Consider the following 3,124-nt stretch of genomic DNA (forward strand, 5'->3'; position numbering starts at 1 on the left):
ATTTTTCGCAGTTACTAATTGAACTTACCCACTATCAACCGACTAATTTGAAAAATCCAGCTAATCCACATTCTATATTACTTATTATCAATTAATTACAAAGTTGTTCATTCATTTTCAGCAATTTCCCCCCAACTTTCTTTTATGCTCGGAGAAATTTTAATTTCTTGGTTTAATTTTTTTAATAGCGATTCATTATATTGTTTTGAGTCAGAAGCAAAAGAATTAACTATTGCACCCCCTCCTTTCTCTAAGACTTCTTCCGTTTCGTGATTATAAATATTTACACTGATTGGCTTCCCGTATATATTAGTTTCAACGGTGTCAAAAATAAAATCAAAAAGAAGTTCTCTTCCAAAAAATGCTTGGACGACCCAAATATATTTTGGTAGCGAAAGCTGCATTACGTCAACATTAGCATTGAGTATTGTATTTTCGTTTTTATGTGTTTTAAAATATGTATACAGCCATTTTTTATAATCATTATTTTTCATTATGAAAATATTCCACGTGATATTATTTTTGACAGGTATGTTTTCTCCTTCACCGGCAAGGTTAATAAAATTTTCAGACACTAAACGGATGAAAAGAAATTTATCATAAATATCATCAAACGAAACTTTGATGGATGAAGATAATGGAACAATAAAATAAGCCGGGGTTGCATGCCTACAATTATCTGTACTCTGCTGTGCTTCTTCTTTATCACGCCACCAACCAGTAGTCACATCAAGATGTGCATTAATAGGCTCATCACTATTTTGATTTAATTTTTTAACAGGCTTTTCATCTACTTTGATACGCGCAAAAGTTCCAATTTGGTCGTCATGAACATAAAACCGGTCAATGGCATCACTTACAAACCGATTTGAGAAATTTTGATATTTTTCTGCATTGTAACGGTACCCGTTTAATGTGACAAGATGATTAGCATCCTTAGCATCATCGAAATTAAATCCAAACAATATTGGTATATCTCCTTGCAAGTAGGCATGAACAAAAAGGTTAAAATAAGACAGGGATTCAAAATTTGTTTTAATTTCAGCAAGCATTCCCAAATTATTTATTGCTTTACAGACTTGGCTTACCCTCAGTCCGTGACTTGGAAATATTTTTCCATGGCTATCTTCATTTTCTCCTGCAAGAATGGTTATTTCGCTTAAACTGGGAGCTTTTGTGTGGAATAGTTCTGCTGTTTTATGAAACGCCATCCACATAGCAGTTGTAGCGCACGATGCGACAATACCATCCTGTTCTTTAAATGGCATTGTCTGTATGAGACAATCTCTTCCAAATAAATTGACAGTTTGATTCGTCAAACATTTATAATGGCGCAATTTTCCTTTCTCATTTTCATCGTTCTCATGTATCTTGTTGTAATGATTGAGATATGTAACTCCAAATATACCCTTGGGGATAGGCTTAACAACAATACAACCTTGGTATTTTTTCCAATTGTCATGGTCCCAATTCATCAACATGGCTTCAAAACCTTCTTCACTAAATGCAACTCCACTAAAAAAGTGCAATCTCTTACACTCTTTCTTATACGGAGTATAACAACGAGCGTAATAATTTGCATAATCTTCCAGAAAATTTAAGCAGGTATATTTTTCTTCCACCACAATCGTTGTGATGTTGGCACCACTACTTTTATTCACAAGATAATTAGAGAGATAGCGAAAAATGTGCGTATCATCAAGAGACTTTTGCAGGATACCCTCGTCTTTCAGAGAAAGCAACTCTTTAAAATCATCATTAAATGTTTCTGTGTTAACCTTTTTAACAGAATAGTGTTCGTTTCCCATCATATTTGTTTAGATTTTGCAAAAAAGCAGGGACACCTCAACTCACCCCTATTTCTGTAGATAGAACGCGTTGGTCGACTTTTTTGTTGTCGTCCTGCCGAATTTTTGTCACAATAACTTGAGCCAAAGACTTATTCAACTTATCAAATCGCTCTTGCCATCCCATTTCTCGGGTGCCAACCGTGAATGCAACATTGCCATTAGCATCTCGCTTTACTAGCAATACGGGTACTTGTACCGCTGTTTCCTGCATTGTTTCCTGCATTGTTTCCTGCATTTTTTTTACATTTTTATGTATAATTTCGGGTGCAAAGTTACAATATTTTTTTATTTACAAATACTTTTGCACGATTTTTTTTCTTTCAAAACTTCTTCTATCCGCTTTTGTATTTCTGCCATATCGCTCAAAACCTTTTCCATATCGGCACTATAACCAGTCATCCTCTCTTGTTGATCTGTATTAAGAGCTTTTTTGACTGCTGCTACTTCATCTTTTTTATTGTCCAATTGAGAAACCTTATTGTACATATCTTCATTAAATTCTTTATATTGTGTTTTTATTTCCTTTAAAAGCGAATCACAAAACACCAAAGCCCGCATAAAATTTGCGCTGTCATCTGCATGTAATCCAAATTCAGCAAATAATTTAGTCACAAAAAGGAGGTCTAATTTATTTAACCGATTTATAACAAACGTTGGCAAAGGTTCTCTTTCATGCTGTTCGTGTGGAGCATCATTAATTTTTTTTGCATATTCATCAATCCTATCCTTCACTGTGGAAATATCTTGAATGATTTCCGCAATTAAGATTGAAAGTGCCTCTAATGTGTGTTTGTTTTCTTCATGCGTCTTGTTTTTGTCCGATTTTTTCCCCCAATAAAACACAAATATTGCACCAATTACACCAATCAATGACCCTAAAAGAGCTCCCAGAAAGGAACCCCAATCAAATGATGGATCCGGTGAAAAGTAATTGTAGTGCATCACTTCAAAGTTTTGAAAAAATCATTGCCCTTGTCATCCACGAGGATGAAAGCAGGGAAATCTTCGACTTCGATTTTCCAAATTGCCTCCATGCCGAGTTCGGGATAGGCGAGGCATTCAATGCTTTTGATGTTGTTTTGCGCCAAAATTGCTGCCGGTCCGCCGATGGAGCCGAGGTAGAAGCCGCCGTGTTTGTGGCAGGCATCCGTTACTTGCTGGCTACGGTTGCCTTTGGCGAGCATCACCATGCTGCCGCCGCGCGACTGGAACAAATCGACATTGGAGTCCATCCGCCCCGCCGTGGTCGGTCCCATCGAGCCGCAGGCGTAGCC

4 protein-coding genes are annotated in these 3,124 nt (G+C 36.6%); all 4 read right to left on the reverse strand.

Annotation, left to right across the window (positions count from 1 at the left end; translation table 11 throughout):
• Positions 1 to 107 precede the first annotated feature (107 nt).
• Positions 108 to 1,811: a hypothetical protein gene (locus ASC50_RS05840; protein WP_158648525.1), complete on the reverse strand. Its 1,704-nt coding sequence runs from the start codon at positions 1,809 to 1,811 to the stop codon at positions 108 to 110.
• A gap of 34 nt (positions 1,812 to 1,845) precedes the next feature.
• The gene (locus ASC50_RS05845) at positions 1,846 to 2,085 is read right to left on the reverse strand and encodes a hypothetical protein (protein ID WP_055432063.1); all 240 of its coding nucleotides are present in this window, start codon (positions 2,083 to 2,085) and stop codon (positions 1,846 to 1,848) included.
• A 50-nt stretch (positions 2,086 to 2,135) separates the two neighbouring features.
• Complete coding sequence (locus ASC50_RS05850; protein WP_055432064.1) at positions 2,136 to 2,792, reverse strand: coiled-coil domain-containing protein; 657 nt, start codon at positions 2,790 to 2,792, stop codon at positions 2,136 to 2,138.
• A partial coding sequence (locus tag ASC50_RS05855; protein ID WP_193391223.1) for a fumarate hydratase C-terminal domain-containing protein occupies positions 2,792 to 3,124 on the reverse strand: 333 nt, incomplete at its 5' end. The genes ASC50_RS05855 and ASC50_RS05850, both read right to left, overlap by 1 nt.

Source organism: Candidatus Symbiothrix dinenymphae, assembly GCF_001431085.1.